Origin of the sequence: Bacteroides muris (ex Afrizal et al. 2022), assembly GCF_004793475.1 — a bacterium.
In the GTDB taxonomy this organism is placed as follows: domain Bacteria; phylum Bacteroidota; class Bacteroidia; order Bacteroidales; family Bacteroidaceae; genus Bacteroides; species Bacteroides muris.
In genome coordinates this window covers 1-16,899 of record NZ_SRYZ01000021.1, presented here as the reverse complement: position 1 = coordinate 16,899, position 16,899 = coordinate 1, and the positions used below count along the sequence as shown (strand labels likewise).

General features: G+C 47.4%; 10 protein-coding genes, 1 tRNA gene and 2 pseudogenes. 2 read left to right on the top strand and 11 right to left on the bottom strand.

What is annotated here, in order from left to right; genetic code table 11:
- Positions 1-44 precede the first annotated feature (44 nt).
- The 4 genes and pseudogenes from rpsB to E5355_RS10465 all read right to left on the bottom strand — a co-directional run.
- Positions 45-881, bottom strand: coding sequence for a 30S ribosomal protein S2 (gene rpsB / locus E5355_RS10480; protein WP_136010324.1), 837 nt, complete (start codon positions 879-881; stop codon positions 45-47).
- Positions 882-1,053: 172 nt separating this feature from the next.
- Positions 1,054-1,440 (bottom strand): 30S ribosomal protein S9, encoded by a 387-nt coding sequence (gene rpsI, locus E5355_RS10475; RefSeq protein WP_005829603.1) that lies wholly within the window; start codon positions 1,438-1,440, stop codon positions 1,054-1,056.
- A 6-nt stretch (positions 1,441-1,446) separates the two neighbouring features.
- Positions 1,447-1,908 carry a 50S ribosomal protein L13 gene (gene rplM, locus E5355_RS10470; protein ID WP_025835241.1) on the bottom strand — a complete coding sequence of 154 codons (462 nt, stop codon included), beginning with the start codon at positions 1,906-1,908 and terminating at the stop codon, positions 1,447-1,449.
- Between the two features lie 336 nt (positions 1,909-2,244).
- Positions 2,245-2,658: pseudogene (locus E5355_RS10465) on the bottom strand (DUF4488 domain-containing protein); the annotation flags it as partial.
- Between the two features lie 53 nt (positions 2,659-2,711).
- On the opposite strand from E5355_RS10465, the gene E5355_RS10460 reads away from it, so the two are divergent.
- Together E5355_RS10460 and E5355_RS10455 are read left to right on the top strand one after the other, a co-directional pair.
- On the top strand, positions 2,712-3,083 hold the full coding sequence (locus E5355_RS10460; RefSeq protein WP_123612966.1) for a transposase family protein: 372 nt from the start codon (positions 2,712-2,714) through the stop codon (positions 3,081-3,083).
- Positions 3,084-3,096: 13 nt separating this feature from the next.
- On the top strand, positions 3,097-4,023 hold the full coding sequence (locus tag E5355_RS10455) for a transposase (RefSeq protein ID WP_246866926.1): 927 nt from the start codon (positions 3,097-3,099) through the stop codon (positions 4,021-4,023).
- Between the two features lie 298 nt (positions 4,024-4,321).
- Here the strand turns inward: E5355_RS10455 and asnS are convergent, their stop codons facing one another.
- From asnS to E5355_RS10420, 7 genes and pseudogenes are all read right to left on the bottom strand, one after another.
- Positions 4,322-5,725 (bottom strand): asparagine--tRNA ligase, encoded by a 1,404-nt coding sequence (gene asnS, locus E5355_RS10450; protein WP_136010323.1) that lies wholly within the window; start codon positions 5,723-5,725, stop codon positions 4,322-4,324.
- A 29-nt stretch (positions 5,726-5,754) separates the two neighbouring features.
- Positions 5,755-7,239, bottom strand: coding sequence for a pseudouridine synthase (locus E5355_RS10445; RefSeq protein WP_136010322.1), 1,485 nt, complete (start codon positions 7,237-7,239; stop codon positions 5,755-5,757).
- A 136-nt stretch (positions 7,240-7,375) separates the two neighbouring features.
- On the bottom strand, positions 7,376-8,722 hold the full coding sequence (gene purB / locus E5355_RS10440; RefSeq protein ID WP_136010321.1) for an adenylosuccinate lyase: 1,347 nt from the start codon (positions 8,720-8,722) through the stop codon (positions 7,376-7,378).
- A gap of 157 nt (positions 8,723-8,879) precedes the next feature.
- A tRNA-Val gene (locus E5355_RS10435) sits at positions 8,880-8,954 on the bottom strand.
- A gap of 323 nt (positions 8,955-9,277) precedes the next feature.
- The gene (carB, locus tag E5355_RS10430) at positions 9,278-12,505 is read right to left on the bottom strand and encodes a carbamoyl-phosphate synthase (glutamine-hydrolyzing) large subunit (RefSeq protein ID WP_136010320.1); all 3,228 of its coding nucleotides are present in this window, start codon (positions 12,503-12,505) and stop codon (positions 9,278-9,280) included.
- A 292-nt stretch (positions 12,506-12,797) separates the two neighbouring features.
- Positions 12,798-13,700 (bottom strand): annotated as a pseudogene (locus E5355_RS10425) (DUF5106 domain-containing protein).
- Positions 13,701-13,804: 104 nt separating this feature from the next.
- Complete coding sequence (locus E5355_RS10420; protein WP_136010319.1) at positions 13,805-16,807, bottom strand: hypothetical protein; 3,003 nt, start codon at positions 16,805-16,807, stop codon at positions 13,805-13,807.
- Positions 16,808-16,899: the final 92 nt, after the last annotated feature.

The window sequence follows — 16,899 nt, the reverse complement described above, 5'->3', positions numbered from 1 at the left end:
TAAAGTAACTCTCAACTTTCAATTCTCAACTCTCAACAGTATGATTAAGCCTCTTCTTCTTCCTTCATGAAAGCAGCAGCCTTAGCAGCATTGATTGCTTCCTCATCGGACTTGTCGAGTCTTGCTTTTGTAGCTTTCTTCTTGCCTTTGTTTGCAGGAGCTTCGCCGGCAGCTTCCATATCTACTTTTTCAGCCTTACGCTCTTCCAGACCTTCCTGCATAGCAGCGCAACAAGCATCAAGAATCACCTCTACAGACTTAGTAGCATCATCATTTGCCGGGATTACGAAATCGATGTTTGTAGGATCGGAGTTTGTATCAACGATACCGAATACGGGAATACCCAGACGGTTAGCTTCACGAACTGCGATGTTTTCCTTCATCACGTCGATAACGAACAGGGCAGACGGCAGACGAGTCAGGTCAGCGATAGAGCCTAAAGTCTTGTCCAATTTTGCACGTTGACGTGAAATCTGAAGAATCTCTCTTTTGGAGAGGTTTGAATAGGTACCGTCGTTAGTCAACTTGTCGATGGTAGCCATCTTCTTCACAGCCTTACGGATAGTCGGGAAGTTAGTCAACATACCACCCGGCCAACGCTCGATTACATAAGGCATATTTACAGATGCAGCCTTGTCGGCAACCACCTGCTTAGCTTGTTTTTTAGTAGCAACAAACAGGACTTTCTTTCCTGATTTAGCGATTTGCTTCAAAGCTTCAGCAGCTTCGTCAATTTTAGCAACCGTTTTGTTGAGGTCAATGATATGAATACCATTGCGCTCCATAAAGATGTAAGGAGCCATTGCAGGGTTCCACTTTCTTTTCAAGTGACCGAAGTGGCAACCGGCTTCCAATAATGTATCAAAATTTGTTCTAGACATTTTCTTTTAAATTAATCGTTTACTTTCTTTTTTGTTTCTTCTAAACCAACCGCCGGGTAGTCTGAATCTGAAGAGTCCCGGTAGTTTAGATACTAAACGCTTTTTCAGTTGAGAGTTGAGAGGTGAAAGTCGAGAATTAAGCAACTTGTCCGCCCCAACCGTTCTCCAACTCTTAACGTTTACTGAACTGGAATCTACGACGTGCTTTCGGTTGTCCCGGTTTCTTACGTTCAACAGAACGAGGATCACGAGTCATGAAGCCTTCAGAACGGAGAGCAGCCTTGTCCTCAGCATTGATTTTCACCAGCGCACGGGCAATTGCCAAACGCAAAGCCTGAGACTGTCCGGTGAAACCGCCACCGCAGAGATTAACTTTGATGTCGTACTTTTCAGCAACACCCAGCTTGTTCAACGGCTGTTTAACTACATACTGAAGAATGCTTGATGGAAAGTACTCTGCGAGGTCTCTCTTATTAATAGTAATCTTTCCGGTACCTTCGCTTACGAAAATACGTGCAATTGCACTTTTACGTCTGCCTAATGCATTTACTACTTCCATTATTTCTTATTTAAGTACGTTAATATCAATCATTTTCGGGTTCTGAGCATCATGTTTATGCTCGCTGCCGGCATATACATACATATTACCCAGCAATTGTGCGCCCAACTTGTTCTTAGGCAACATACCCTTTACTACTTTTCTCAGCAACTTGTCATCACCGTTCGGTTTTGCCTGCAAACGAGCAGGAGTGATTTCTCTCTGACCGCCGGGATAACCTGTATATGACAGATACACCTTGTCATTCCACTTGTTACCGGTTAATTTTACTTTGTCGGCATTGATAATGATTACATTATCGCCGCAATCTACGTGAGGAGTAAAGTTAGGTTTATACTTTCCTCTCAACAGTTTCGCAACTTTTGCGCCCAGACGGCCCAACACCTGGTCTGTAGCGTCAACAATGACCCATTCTTTAGTCACTGTAGCCTTGTTTGCAGAAATGGTCTTGTAACTTAAAGTATCCACTCTTAATTGTTTTTTAAATGTTACTACTAAATGTTTCTCTTCACCGCAAGTCAATCATCCCGGACAATGAAAGATTAACTCACTATGAATTAAATGCTTATCCTTTTGAGATAATAATCGGCTTGCAAAGGTACGGTTTTTCTTAGAATTGGCAAAAGTTTTCCACTTTTTTTTAGAGAGCCACTTGGCTGATATACAATAGACAAGGTTATTCTGCGGGGAAACGGAAGAATCTCCGTAGGACAACTCTTTAGGATAAGCCTTTCATCGGCCGATGCCGTCATGAAAGGCTTTTAAAGTTATATTGAGAAAGAAACGTGAAAAGGGGTAAAAGCATCAGCGTACAATGTCTTCAGGGAATTTCGAAGGCATATCTATCCGCTTCCATGTTTCATGAAACCATGTATTCAGTTCATTTCCATTCAAATCCTTGGCTATAAAATATTTCAGATACATCACCCCATCATCCCCTATTTCAAATTCCAAGATATTGTCTTTATGGTCCAGCATGGGCAGATGGATGTTTTTCTCGATGCTTTCTTTATAAGAATTATCCGTCAGCTGTTGATAAGTGCCATATCCCGTAATGATGGCATCCTTGCCCGGAATAATCGTAAAATTAACAATGCGACCATCATCGCTTAGCACCTTAAAGGTATTACTCGGTTTCAATATCCCGGGCACATCCGGGATTTCGGACACATAATGACATAACTGCCAAATTCCTGCCAAATCTGCAGGCTTAAACGGGTCAAGCCGAAATGCCGGTGCATGAATTTTTGGAAAAGTGTTAAATTTGCGGTATGAAAACCGCAGATGCATTTTGGCAATTCCTGCCTGAAGGATTGGACGAACTGTTTGAGATGGTCAAGTTTGAAAAGACAGACCAGTCCTACGACATATGGCTTGACGAGAAGAAGAAACTGTCGGATGAGGATTTCCGCAATCCGAACATTGTTGCACGTGGATACACGGATTACGTTACAGTCCAGGACTATCCGATGCGCGGCAGACCGGTGTTCCTGCACATGCGCAAGAACAAATGGTGGGACAAAAAGACCAACGAGATATTCTCATATAACCTGGAACTGCCCAACGAGGAGAGGACACGACTCAGCGCCGAGTTCGTGGCTTTTTTAAAAGACGAAGGTGGAGACGACGGCATTGTCGATTAAGCATATAGCGCAGATGTACTGCGTCAACGGCAAATATTTTGCCGAACAGTATCGCAACAGGATAAGCGGTTATACCGAATGGCGTGAGGCCGAACTCGGTTGCGGCTTCTACTTCAACGCTAACAATATCGGCCCGTACATGAGTCTTGACGAAACCTGCCTGAGCAACGGCGAGGTATGGACTTTCCTCACGAACAAGGACGGACACGGTGGCCGTGGGACGCTGGCGGCGGCCATACCCGGCACAAAGAGCGATGAGATAACCACAATCCTCATCGGAGCTATGGGTAAATCGGTCAGACGCAGGGTAAAAGAAGTGACCTGCGATCTGTCGCCCTCGATGATGCTGATAGCCGCCGAGGTATTCTACAACGCCCACGTCGTTAACGACCGCTTCCATGTGCAGCAGGTCTATAACGAGGCTGTCGACGAAATTCGCATAGACATACGCCGACAGCTCATTGCCGAAGACAACAGCCGTGACAAATCAGAGACCCCAATTACATATTCCAACGGCGAGACCATGCGCCAGATCCTTGCCCGCAGCAAGCACACCCTGATGATGTCGCAGAACAAATGGACTGACATACAGCGTCATCGCGCAAACATTCTGTTCAAACACTATCCGATACTGAAAACTGCATACCATCTGGCTATGGAACTGCGCCAAATCTTCAACGCAAAGATATCACCCACCAAAGCAATGGGTCGGATGAACAAGTGGTATGAAAAAGTAATGGCATTGGGCAACAACAACTTCCGCTCTGTCATCAAGACGTTCAAGAACCACGCCCCGACTATCCTAAATTATTTCCGACGTCGCGCAACTAATGCCTCGGCCGAAGCCTTCAACTCCAAAGTGAAAATCTTCCGCTCGCAGATGCGCGGCGTAAGAGACCGTGACTTCTTCATCTTCCGACTCGTCAAGCTCTATGCATGAGCTTTAACGTTCCAACTCTCGAATTTTAACAAATGCACCGGCATTTCGGCTTGACCCGCTTAAACTTTATACTCTCCTGCGCATTGGATTCCACTACCGCAAACAGCACCGCCGCCAGCATGGTAAAGAAATAGTTTCGTTTCATATTCGTATGATATTGGTTAACGTTATGCCATTCCATCAGACACAAATATAAAGATTTATTTCGAGATTATAACACTTTTAGATACAAAAAAAACCGCACAAACAACAAAATGTTTGTGCGGTTCATTCTTATATAATTCGTATGTTCCGAGAACTAAAACTCAGCGTTGCGCGGCGTACGCGGGAACGGTATGACATCACGGATATTCGTCATGCCCGTCACGAACAGCAACAGACGCTCAAAGCCCAAACCGAACCCGGAGTGGGGACACGTACCGAACTTACGGGTATCAAGATACCACCACATATCTTTCATCGGTATATGGAGTTCGTCAATACGCGTCATCAGCTTGTTGTAATCCGACTCACGCTCGGAACCGCCAATAATTTCTCCAATCTTCGGGAAGAGCACATCCATGGCACGCACGGTCTTGCCGTCTTCGTTCTGTTTCATATAGAACGCCTTGATTTCCTTCGGGTAGTCAGTCAGGATAACCGGACGTTTGAAGTAGTCTTCCACCAGATAGCGCTCATGTTCGGAAGCCAAGTCAACTCCCCAGTATACCGGAAATTCAAACTTATGTCCTTTGGCAACAGCCTCTTCCAGTATCTTGATACCTTCCGTATAAGGCAGGCGCACGAAGCTTTCTTTCAAGACACCTTGCAGACGCTCAATCAACCCTTTGTCGAACATGTCATTGAGGAACTTCACGTCATCGGCACAGTTGTCCAAAGCCCACCGCACACAATGCTTGATGAAGTCTTCCGCCAAATCCATATTGTCCGTAATATCATTGAACGCCACTTCCGGCTCAATCATCCAGAACTCCGCCAAGTGGCGGGGAGTATTGGAGTTCTCGGCACGGAATGTAGGACCGAATGTATAGATGGCTCCCAATGCAGTAGCAGCAAGTTCACCTTCCAACTGCCCGGAAACCGTCAGACTGGCCTGCTTCCCGAAAAAGTCGTCGTCATAAATAATGGAACCGTTCTCATCTTTCTTCAAGTCATACAGATTCTTCGTAGTCACCTGGAACATCTGTCCGGCACCCTCACAATCGGAAGCCGTGATGATTGGGGTATGGAAATAAAAGAATCCTCTGTCATGAAAGAACTTGTGGATGGCAATTGCCATGTTATGACGAATACGGAACACCGCACCGAACGTATTGGTACGGGGACGCAGATGAGCTATTTCACGGAGGAACTCCATGGAATGGCCTTTCTTCTGCAACGGATACGTGTTATCGCAAGTTCCCAGCACTTCGATTTCGCGGGCCTGCACTTCGGCCTTCTGACCGGAACCGACAGATTCCGTCAGCACACCGTTTACACTCAAACAAGCACCGGTAGTAATCTCTTTCAGCATCTCTTCATCGAAGTTGCCCAAATCCACTACAATCTGCACATTATTTATTGTAGAACCGTCATTCAGCGCGATAAAATTTACTTGCTTACTACCTCTGCGGGTACGAACCCATCCCTTCACATTGACCATAGCGCCAAAATCCTCACACTTCAGCAGGTCAATAATCTTTGTTCTACTAATCTTTTCCATAAAACAGTTATTATACCTCATTATATATATTACTCAAAAGACCCCATGCGCAGGAAGTTCACCTCTTGTTCCGTGAGATAACGCCATTCACCGCGGCGCAGGCCTTTCTTGGTTAAACCGGCAAAATAAACACGATCCAGCTTCATCACCTTGTATCCCAACGACTCGAAAATACGACGTACGATACGGTTCTTACCAGAGTGAATTTCGATGCCGACATCATCTTTCTTAAAGTCATCCGTATAACTGATGGCATCTGCACAAATTTCCCCGTCATCCAATTGGATACCGGCTGCAATCTGCTCCATATCGGCTTTTGTCAGATTCTTATCCAAATGCACATGATATATTTTCTTTTTCAGATACTTGGGATGCGTCAGCTTAGAGGCCAGGTCACCATCATTTGTCAGCAGCAATACGCCTGTAGTATTGCGGTCCAGACGACCTACCGGATAGATACGTTCATTGCAAGCGCCTTTCACCAAATCCATCACCGTACGACGTGCTTGAGGATCATCCGAAGTAGTCACTGTATCTTTCGGCTTGTTCAGCAGGACGTAAATCTTACGTTCGATGCTGACCGTCTGGTCATGGAACTTCACTTCATCGCCACGCTTAATCTTGGTTCCCAATTCCGTCACCACCTCTCCATTTACAGAAACAACTCCGGCAGTGATGAATTCATCAGCCTCGCGACGGGAACAGACACCGGCATTAGCCAGGAATTTGTTCAGACGGATAGGCTCGTTCGGGTCTACAAACTGCTCCTTATATTCTATCTGTTTCTTCTTGCTGTACTTAGCATTGGGATCATAATCGGCTGAACGACGGATAGGACGGCTATAGCTGTCTCTATTACCGTATCCACCCGGTCTTCCACCACCCGAATTGAAGCGCGGACGATAAGGACGATCACCACCTTCATTATTGTAGCGAGGACGCTGCGGACGGTCGCCATCTTCGCTGTTATAGCGCGGACGATAGGAACGGTCTGTATTATAAGAGCGGTCGCTGTTGTAGGAGCGGTCGCTGTTATAAGGACGTTGCGGACGGTCAACACCTTCATTGCCATAGCGCGGGCGCTGCGGACGGTCACTGTTATAAGAGCGTTGCGGACGGTCGCCACCTTCGCTGCTATAGCGCGGACGATAGGGACGGTCGCCCGAATTGTTTCCATAAGGACGTTGCGGACGGTCACCGCCTTCGCTGTTATAGCGCGGACGATAGGGACGGTCGCCATTATCGTTATTGTAACGAGGACGCTGCGGACGATCACCATTGTCTGCACCGACATTAAAGCGCGGACGATAAGGACGGTCACTGTTATAAGGACGCTGCGAACGATCACCGTTCTCACTGTTAAATCTAGGGCGATAAGGACGGTCGCCATTATCACGGTTGTAAGCCGGGCGGCTGTAGCCACCCTCCTTGCTGAATTGGTTACCATCGCGGCCGGCACCTGAGTTCTCCTCTGAGAAAGAAGCATCACGCCAAATTTCGTTTTCTGTACTCATTGTTTTTTATTCGAATAAAATTAAACCTTGGCCTCACGGCCATTCATTGTCTCTATTATACCTTGAATTTTATATGTTTCTATAACAATTGCCGGACTAAAAAGTTAAAATTCATCCGGCACACCTCTGTGGTTACTTAAATTCCCGTATAAGTATGGGGAGTAATCACCCGCAATTCTTTCTTTATCTCTTCACTTACACTCAGCCCTTCTATAAATTCCTTGATGGACACTTCCGTAATGGCCTGATTGGTACGAGTCAGCGCTTTCAACGCTTCATAGGGATGCGGATAAGCCTCACGGCGCAGGATGGTCTGGATAGCTTCGGCCACCACACTCCAGCAGTTGTCCAGGTCACGGTAGATAGCCGGCTCGTTCAGCAGCAGCTTGCGCAAGCCCTTCAAGGAACTTTGTATGGCAATAATGATATGCCCGAACGGCATACCCACATTTCGGAGTACAGTAGAGTCCGTCAAGTCACGCTGCAAACGAGAAACCGGCAGTTTCACCGCCAAGTGTTCAAGAATGGCATTCGCCATGCCCAAGTTTCCTTCCGCATTTTCAAAGTCAATCGGGTTCACCTTGTGCGGCATCGCACTGGAGCCCACTTCACCGGCTTTAATCTTCTGCTTGAAGTATTCCATAGATATATATTGCCAGAAATCACGGTTCATATCAATCATCACCGTATTGATGCGCTTCATGGCATCAAAAATAGCAGACAGATTATCGTAATTGGATATCTGGGTAGTATACTCCTCGCGTTCCAAACCAAGTTTTTCGGAAACGAACTTATCGCCGAACACCTTCCAGTCATATTCCGGATAAGCCACATGATGGGCATTATAATTACCCGTAGCGCCACCGAACTTTGCTGTCACCGGGCAAGCCTTCAGCGTTGCCAGCTGGCGTTCCAGACGGTAGACAAACACCATTATTTCCTTACCCAAACGGGTAGGCGAAGCCGGTTGTCCGTGCGTCTTGGCAAGCATGGGAATAGCAGCCCACTCTTCCGCATAAGTGCGGAGTTGCGCTATCAGTTCCTCTATTTGGGGATAATACACTTGCTCCAGCGCTTCCTTTACAGACAAAGGAACAGACGTATTGTTGATGTCTTGTGAAGTCAAGCCGAAATGGATGAACTCCTTATAGTCGTCCATACCACCCAATTTGTCAAACTCTTCTTTCAAGAAATACTCCACAGCCTTCACATCATGGTTCGTCACGCTCTCAATGTCCTTAATGCGTTGTGCGTCGGCTTCGGAAAAATTACGATAAATGTTTCTCAAGGTTTCGAAAACACCTTTATCCACCCCTTTCAACTGCGGCAAAGGCAGCTCACACAGCGTGATAAAGTACTCCACTTCAACCTGTACACGGTATTTAATCAGTGCAAATTCTGAGAAATAGGCAGACAAAACATCCGTTTTGCCTCTGTATCGACCGTCAATCGGAGAGATTGCGGTAAGTAAATCAAGTTTCATACGTCGTATTTATGATGATAATTATCGGATTGCAAAATTACTGCTTTTTTCTGAGTAACAAGACATAAAGGATAAAGATTTTAAGAAAAGGAAGTCAATGGATAAAAAAAATGGCCTTACAATCGCTTGCAAGACCACTTTCGAACAAAATTTCCAGTGGGCGTTGACGGATTCGAACCGCCGACCCTCTGCTTGTAAGGCAGATGCTCTGAACCAGCTGAGCTAAACGCCCGTACACTTCCGTTTCAAAAGCGATGCAAAGATACAGCTTATTTTGATATTACCAAAACTTTTGCATAATATTTTTCGATATTTTTTTAACCAATTAATAATATACTCTGATTTTCAAATACTTATACTATTATTTTTTTTTGCTTCATTTTCCGGATTACCTTTGCCGGATTGCCAACGGCTATGCTATCGGATAAAGTTTCTTCTTTTGCTTCATACAGAGACTCAACCCTAAGCCAAGACAGGGAAATAAGCCCAGTATAACAAAAGAGCGGAAACCCCTTCGGCTTTCCGCTCTTGCAATCGTTTTACAGAACAAACAATTTATTTGTACTCCTGCCAGCTCTTAATCTGAATATCTTCCAGCTTCATTTCGCAGAATGCCTCGATAAAGGCACTTGCCAGGCGAGCATTGGTAATCAACGGAATATTGTGGTCAATGGCACCGCGACGAATCTTGTAGCCATTGGTCAGCTCGCGTTTCGTATGATTCTTCGGAATGTTGACAATCAAGTCGAAGGCATGGTCGGCAATCATCGTCATCACATTGTTTTCCGCATCCGGGCGTTCATCCGGCCAGTAAACAGCTTCTGTCGTCACGCCGTGAGCATTAAGGAAAGCGGCAGTACCTGCCGTAGCATAAATCTTATAACCTTTGGCAAAGAGCATGCGGCTGGCATCCAGCAAATCGACCTTAGACTTCATGGCTCCGGAGGAGAACATCACTCCCTTCTCGCGACGAGGGATTCTGAATCCGGTAGCAATCATGGCATTCAGCAACGCCTCGGAGAAATCGTCTCCAATACAGCCCACCTCACCGGTAGATGACATGTCTACACCCAATACCGGGTCTGCCTTGTGCAGACGGGAGAAAGAGAACTGGCTTGCCTTCACACCGATACGGTCGATGTCGAATGCCGACTTATCCGGTTGTGTATAAGGAGCATCCAGCATAATGCGGGTAGCAGTCTCGATGAAGTTGCGCTTCAGCACCTTCGATACGAACGGGAAGCTGCGCGACGCACGGAGATTACACTCGATAACCTTCACCTCGTTGTTGCGTGCCAGGAACTGTATATTGAAAGGACCGGAGATATTGAGTTCCTTCGCAATCTGACGGCTGATTTTCTTGATGCGACGTGCCGTTGCAAAGTAAATCTTCTGTGCCGGGAATACCAACGTAGCATCACCGGAGTGCACACCGGCAAACTCCACGTGCTCGGAGATGGCATATTCTACCACCTCACCGTTTTGGGCAACAGCATCGAACTCAATCTCCTTGGTATTCTGCAAGAACTGGGATACAACCACCGGATATTCCTTGGACACCTCAGCAGCCATCTTCAAGAAGTTTTCCAATTCTTCTTCGTCATAGCATACGTTCATCGCAGCACCGGAGAGTACGTAAGACGGACGTACCAGTACCGGATATCCTACCTTCTCCACAAAGCCTTTCACATCTTCCAGGCTGGTGAGTTCCTGCCAAGCCGGCTGATCGATGCCAAGTTGGTCGAGCATAGCAGAAAACTTGTTGCGGTTTTCCGCACGGTCGATGGAGATGGGAGAAGTACCCAGCACGGGAACGGACTGGCGGTGAAGCTTCATTGCCAGGTTGTTTGGAATCTGTCCGCCCACTGACACGATGACACCGCGCGGCTGCTCCAAGTCGATAACGTCGAGCACGCGTTCGAAGGAGAGCTCGTCAAAGTACAGACGGTCGCACATGTCGTAGTCCGTAGAAACGGTTTCGGGGTTATAGTTAATCATAATGGACTTGTAACCCAGCTTGCGGGCCGTCTGAACGGCATTCACCGAACACCAGTCAAACTCTACGGACGAACCGATGCGGTAAGCGCCCGAGCCAAGTACGACCACAGACTTTTCATTCTTGTAATAGTTCACATCGTAGCCCTGAACCGCATACGTCATGTAGAGGTAGTTTGTCAGTTCCGGATGCTCGGAAGCCACCGTATTGATGCGCTTCACGGCAGGCAGGATGCCCAACTCCTTACGACGGGCGCGTACGGCAAGGTTTTCCTTCTCCATATTGCCTTGCGGATTCAACACGAAGCGGGCAATCTGGAAGTCGGAGAAGCCAAGCACTTTTGCTTCACGCAGCATGTCGGCAGGGATGTCTTCCACCTTATTATATTGAGAAAGTTTCTGCTTGTAGTCTACGATGTTCTTCAGCTTGCCCAAGAACCAAGGATCAATCTTGGTCAGTTCAAAGATACGGTCGATGGCATATCCCTTTTCCAGAGCCTCAGCAATGGCAAAGACACGCAGGTCAGTAGGGTGAGACAGTTCATAATCCAGGTCTTCGAATTCCACGCCTTCATTTCCCACGAAACCATGCATTCCTTGGCCAATCATACGCAGCCCCTTCTGAATGATTTCTTCGAAAGAGCGGCCGATAGACATGATTTCGCCCACAGACTTCATGCTGGAGCCGATTTCACGGCTGACGCCTACGAACTTCGTCAAGTCCCAACGCGGAATCTTGCAAATCAGATAATCAAGCTGCGGAGCAACATATGCAGAATTTGGAGTTCTCATTTCGCCAATCTGGTCGAGCGTATAGCCCAAAGCAATCTTGGCAGCCACAAATGCCAGCGGATAACCGGTAGCCTTGGAAGCCAATGCAGAAGAACGGGACAATCGTGCGTTCACCTCGATGACACGATAGTCGTTTGTTTCGGCATTGAACGCATACTGGATGTTACATTCGCCCACAATGCCCAGGTGGCGGATACATTTGGTAGAAAGTTCCTGCAACATCTTCACCTGCTCGTCGGTCAGCGAACAAGTAGGAGCCACTACGATAGACTCGCCCGTATGGATACCCAGCGGGTCGAAGTTTTCCATGCTTGCCACCGTGAAGCAGTGGTCGTTGGCATCGCGGATTACCTCGAACTCAATTTCTTTCCACCCCTTCAAAGACTCTTCTACCAATATCTGCTGAGAAAAAGCGAAAGAGCTTTCGGCCAGTTTAATGAAGGATTCTTCATCCGGACAGATGCCACTTCCCAGTCCACCCAGAGCATACGCCGAGCGCACCATAACCGGATAGCCTATTTCGCGGGCTGCCTTCAGCGCATCTTCCATGCCTTCCACAGCCTGGCTTTTCGGAGTCTTCATCGGAATCTCATCCAGCTTCTTCACAAAGAGGTCACGGTCTTCGGTATACATGATTGCCTCAACGGAAGTACCCAGCACACGCACGCCATATTTCTCAAGAATGCCGTTTTGATAGAGTTCCGTACCGCAGTTCAATGCTGTCTGTCCGCCGAAAGCCAACAGGATTCCGTCGGGACGTTCCTTCTTGATGATTTCTTCCACGAAATAGGGAGTCACCGGCAGGAAATAAACTTGATCGGCAATACCTTCCGATGTCTGGATAGTGGCAATATTAGGATTTACCAACACAGAACCGATACCTTCTTCGCGCAACGCCTTCAACGCCTGCGAACCGGAATAGTCGAACTCTCCGGCCTGACCAATCTTGAGCGCACCAGAGCCCAAGACAAGCACTTTCTTTAAATTCTTTTCCATATTCTCTTGTTGTTGTCTATTATTTTTCTTCTTCACGTTCGGACACAAAAAAAAATGCGTCACCCAATAAAGGATTAACGCATTACCAAAGAACTAAAAATATCTTCCTCGAAAAAAGAGAAACCGACGGTCCCCGAATGAAATTCATTCGAACGGAGGTTATATTTGCTTCTCATTTCCTGCGATTGCATAGTCTCTTTAAAATTTATGCAAAGTAACGACTTATTTATGAAACGAACAAATGAAACGCTACAAATATCACGGCTTTTTTATCTACAGGAGTCAGAGGACATCATCGGACAGAATGCCGTAAGCACTCTTCAATCTTGTCGATAGAGGTATCTTTAAGGATAACCCGTTTCCGGCTGTCAAGCAAATATAGGGTAGGCATCGCCTTCAGGTCGTACACCTGCCGGCGGGTGAGTTGCCGTCCTTCGTCATAGCCATCTATCCAGCGGGCAGGAAAGGCGGCTTGCTGCCAGGCGGCCGTCTTGCCCCCTACGCATACCGAAAGCAGGGCAAGGCTACCCGAATCCATCAGCCTGTTCAAGGATTGCGAGGTGACAAGGCGCTCTTTGGCACGGCGGCAATCATCACAGTCAGGGTCGTTGAAATAGAGAATAAGATAAGGGGCACAGACGGCATTCAGTTGCATCCGACGGCCGTCGCGGCAGACAAAGCCGAAGTCGGCAGCCGTATGTCCCGGCCGGTTCTTCAGTGCTGTCTCCAGCCTGTGGCGCGGACGTATTTTCTCGGTTTCGTCCAGTGCGGGATTGGCCAGCAGGGCACGCAGCATCAGGATGTACAATTCTTCGTTGTGCATGGGCGAGTTGGGTTCATAAAGGTATTTGTCGCCCAACAAAATGAAATGGCGCAGCATTTTCTTCCCGACAGAGGCACGATGCAACAAGGTCTCCAGGGCAGTGTCCGCCCGGTCGGTATAAGGCAGGATGCCGATAAAGTCGACAAAAGCCTGCTCGGTGACTTCCGGGCGGTCGATGAGAGAGACATCGGAGAAATCGAAATGGTCTCAATAGTGGCACGACAAATAAGCGGCCCGTTCTTCGGGTGTGGCAAGGACGGCAGGCACATCGGGCAACCGGAACGAGGAAGCCTGCTGCGCCCGGGCTTGCAGACAAAAAGCGGTTGCCAGACAGTATAGAGACGCCAGGAAAAGGGTATGTAACGTTTTCATAAGCAGCAGTGTTTATAGGGATTAAGAAGAGAAACATAAATTTTCAGGCACCCGTCCTTGTTGCGCGACGGGTGCCTGAAAACAAGAGCTATTACTTAGAAACTTTAGTTGCCTGCCGAAACCGGTTCGAGGACAATATCAGGATTACTAAACAAAGTAGCCAGGTTCCGAACCTTTGCGCTATAGACAGTTCCGCTAATCTCGCAACGCAATTCCACTTCATGTGTATACCAGTTGAAATCATACTCTCTACGCAGGCGCAATTCATATTTGCCGTTCCCCACAACGGTGATTGCACCGATGCGGCTATTGTTGCCGGTACGTTCAAAAGACACAAAGGTATGCTGAGGTACATCCTGCACTATTCCATCGGCCAATTTGTAGCGTAATGAGCCCGAGATGGGGCGATTGCTTACACGGAATGTCTTGGCAAAATAGACTACCATGTCTTCATCGGACGAAACGGTGATGTCACCGGCACTCACGGCACTCTTCACTTTGAACGGAAGACGTTTGCGCTCACCACTCTGATCCACTCCTCCCATTTCGTCTTTCCGGTAAGCTTCTGCCTGACCATAAGTGCGTTCCTTCTCACGATTGGCATCCACGGTATAAATAAAGCGACCGGACACTTTGGAGTCTTTTCTCAGTTTACCACCAAGATTGCCTAAGCGGTTCTCATCTATTTCCAGCATCGGAGCATCAATAAATATGTCAAACTGTTGGCCGAAAGGATCGACAGACTCATACTCCTGTTTATTAACATCCTTCATTCCCCTGAAACTGGTGATATCAAACTCGATATCGACTTCACGGCCGGGTTCATAACTCCATTCCAAATCAGTCACCTTCTCGGGCACATCGCCCGTTGCGGCATCATCCGTACCTTCTTCAATAAATCCTTGCTTATTCCAGTTGACGCCCGCAGCAAAACGGAACGGACTGTAGTTGGCAAGCTCAAAAATGGTGCTACGGTAAGTGTTTCCCTTGTATTTACCAGGTCCAATTATTACGCCGTCGTCATCCATATCACTTCCTGTGGTATTACCGTCTCTCTTCAATACCGCGTCCAAAGTAGGCAGATTGGAAGCAATGCGGACTGTCTCCGCACTCTTTGCTTTGGTGGTATACATATAAATCTGATACACACCATCTCCGAGTTCGGGAGTAATATTGGGCTTACGCGCCTTAAACATACATACCTGCCCCATATTAACTTGTTTATCCGACCACGCGGTAGCCTCATCATGAAAGAACTCACAATCAAACTTGTCAGCAGACCCAAGACCGGCATCAGCATATTCATCGTCGTTGTAATGAAACAAATTACTGTTGTACACTAAAAATTCATCGGACTCACCGGCATTGATAGCATTTTGAGGTGTGTAGTCAGTACCCATTTCATGCAACTCCATATAGAACACTACCCGGGCTTTCTTCTTCTGCGGAACCATGCGATAGTAGATAGGCTCGTCCTTAGGACCGTTACCGCCGGCTCCGGCATTATACTGAGACAACTTAGGCATGGTGATGGCTCTGTTCTTCTCAGAGAAATGAAATTTCAGTTCCACAGGCTCGAAATGCGCTGCCTCGATGACAACTTTGCGTTCAGCCATTTCCGCCTGATTAAGGATACTCTCGAAGTAAATCCGCTGCCCGCCCGAAGCGGTTGCAGTATACACATACTTATATCCCCAGCCATTGTCTTCTCCATAACCGGGTTCTCCTTTGCGGATGATGTCGAGCTTCATGCCCGAAGCAGAGCGGACATCAAGTTCGTTTGCCGAAATCAGCACGCGCATGGGGAAGAGTTCGTCCGGACAGCTTTCGGGAATGGTGAACACGGCTGTAGCCTTGGGGCGATTACTGAGGTCGGTAATCTTGCCATAAAGCTGAGCCCCCATCCATGCAGGCACAAACGACTGCTTCTTTATCTTGATGACCTTGATTTTGCGTTGCAGCCGTCCTTTCTTTACGAGCAGAGTACCTTCCAGGCGGTGCACATTCTCTCCCAGGGCATAAGTGGTGATGGTAACGGTTCCCGCGCCGGTGGCAGGATTGAAGTCATTCACTATCCTTGGCTGCGCCACGGTGTTTCCTTCCAGCCAAGTGATGTCCGGCTTATCGGCATCGGTAAGTGGCGTGCCGTTCTTTGCCTCCACAGTATATGCAAGAGAATAACCCTGACCGGTAGCCTCTTCGCTGTCGAGAACATAAGAAGTCTGCGCCACGGAAAGGCGGTAGCTGTTGTCTTCCACTGCGGTCACCTCGTCGGAAATGGCTATCCATACGTTGTTGGTGGCAGCGGCTTCCAATGCTTCGCCAAAGGTGGGCTGGCCGTAGGAGAGCTCGCCTACGATGTTTACGATGTAATGGTGGTTACGGCATATCAGAAGCTGGTCACCATTTTCATCCACCAGCATCACGCGGTAATAACTGTCTTGTGTTTCACCTTGGTGATGTCCGCGAATGATTACACTGACCGGATCGTCAAGGTTGTTTTCACATTCAAATACATATTGGCTCAGCTCTGTTGTGACATCCTGGAAGTCATCCATCTTGGCACGGTTGAGTGGAAGGGTGACGAAGGGGACACTCTTTATTTCATCCCAAGAGAAATCGAATCCTTTTTCCGGATGATAGGGAGCCACGGTACCGAAACCATTCGTGTTGTAGACTTTAAATCCGGTCACGGTGAAAACATTATTCTGAGTCGTTTCATTCACGGAAATCCGTGCATGGTTACGAATCAGCCGGATGCTATTACCGGCTGCTTGCAACTGTTTGTCTATTTTATCTCCAGTATTCTCCTTGTCGCAAGCAAAACGTGCCCAGTAAATCATTTTTCCGGACGAGCCTTGCAGCAGGGCCATTACTTCTGTCTCTGATTTTCCGGAGAACGCATTTTCGGGAAACTCCGACATGTTTTGGTTGGCCACAAAATGGATGATTCGCGTATGGTCGGGCACTGTGGCATCAAATGTTCCTGTTGTTTCAGTAGTAGAGCTGACGGTTGCCGTAGCGGTGGTGACGAACAAGCCGTAGTTATCGAAACAGAAAAGACTCAGAAGCTGTTTAAAATTTATTGAAGATAAACGTTGTTGCAATGAATAATATATTGTAAATCAGTAGGTTAATTGGAGATTTATTTGTAGCTTTATGAGTGTCAATCAATTAGAGTTATGGAACAATACTCAAC

Bases quoted from the DNA above. Each gene is read 5' to 3' on its own strand.
- E5355_RS10455 (WP_246866926.1), top strand. From the start codon at position 3,097: ATGTACTGCGTCAACGGCAAATATTTTGCCGAACAGTATCGCAACAGG.
- E5355_RS10460 (WP_123612966.1), top strand. From the start codon at position 2,712: ATGAAAACCGCAGATGCATTTTGGCAATTCCTGCCTGAAGGATTGGAC.
- E5355_RS10445 (WP_136010322.1), bottom strand. From the start codon at position 7,239: ATGAGTACAGAAAACGAAATTTGGCGTGATGCTTCTTTCTCAGAGGAG.
- purB (WP_136010321.1), bottom strand. From the start codon at position 8,722: ATGAAACTTGATTTACTTACCGCAATCTCTCCGATTGACGGTCGATAC.
- rpsB (WP_136010324.1), bottom strand. From the start codon at position 881: ATGTCTAGAACAAATTTTGATACATTATTGGAAGCCGGTTGCCACTTC.
- carB (WP_136010320.1), bottom strand. From the start codon at position 12,505: ATGGAAAAGAATTTAAAGAAAGTGCTTGTCTTGGGCTCTGGTGCGCTC.
- rpsI (WP_005829603.1), bottom strand. From the start codon at position 1,440: ATGGAAGTAGTAAATGCATTAGGCAGACGTAAAAGTGCAATTGCACGT.
- asnS (WP_136010323.1), bottom strand. From the start codon at position 5,725: ATGGAAAAGATTAGTAGAACAAAGATTATTGACCTGCTGAAGTGTGAG.